Genomic DNA, 690 nt, shown 5'->3' with positions numbered 1-690 from the left:
TTATTTACTCTTTATAGTTTTTACTTTTTAATTCTTTCTCGATATCCGCTACCAATAGATTACTTTTTTCAATTATTGATTGGAGCATTTTTTGCCTACTGATATTTAAAGTACCTTGGGCATGATTGTAAAATTTATGCAATGCTAACATGGAAGGTGAATTGAAATCACCAATCCAAGTCGTGTCAATCTTTTTGCTGTTGAACCATGGCTTGCCATGTTCTTTAATCAAAAAATTATGGGCATTTAAATTTTCGTTTTTTATTAACAGTTGCGAATCACTATTCATCTCTCGTATAAATTGTTGAAAGGTTTCAATTAAGGTATAATAGTCCGTTAATTGATTGCGTAATTTTTTGTTTTTCAAAATATAAATACCACTTGTGTTGAGCATTTCATCATAGGTCTTTCTATTTACAATTATATTGTTCCAAGTAAATTTGAACAACGAATCAGTAATCAAAATATCCTTAACTGTTTTTGACTTATAAAATACCTCAAGTGCCTTGCTAGAGGATGATTCACGTGATGCCGCTATAGAATCATTTAGGCTTAAATTAGTGATGTCCGAATTAATATCATCTTTTAGCCTTAAAAGAAAAGTGAATTCCCTATGACGTTCTTTTCTATTTTCATTCAAATTATTGAGCTGTATGGCAAGAAAAATCCCAATAACCACAAGTATAATTT

At 29.9% G+C, this 690-nt stretch carries 1 protein-coding gene; it reads right to left on the bottom strand.

Features of this window, described 5'->3' with window-relative positions; all coding sequences use genetic code 11:
- Window positions 1–4 precede the first annotated feature (4 nt).
- A partial coding sequence (locus tag IU405_RS00770; protein WP_231749423.1) for a DUF6090 family protein occupies window positions 5–690 on the bottom strand: 686 nt, incomplete at its 5' end.

Source organism: Polaribacter sp. BAL334 (assembly GCF_015767435.1).
Lineage (GTDB): Bacteria > Bacteroidota > Bacteroidia > Flavobacteriales > Flavobacteriaceae > Polaribacter.
Note: the sequence above shows the minus strand (reverse complement) of the source record. Positions and strands in the feature narration are given on the sequence as shown.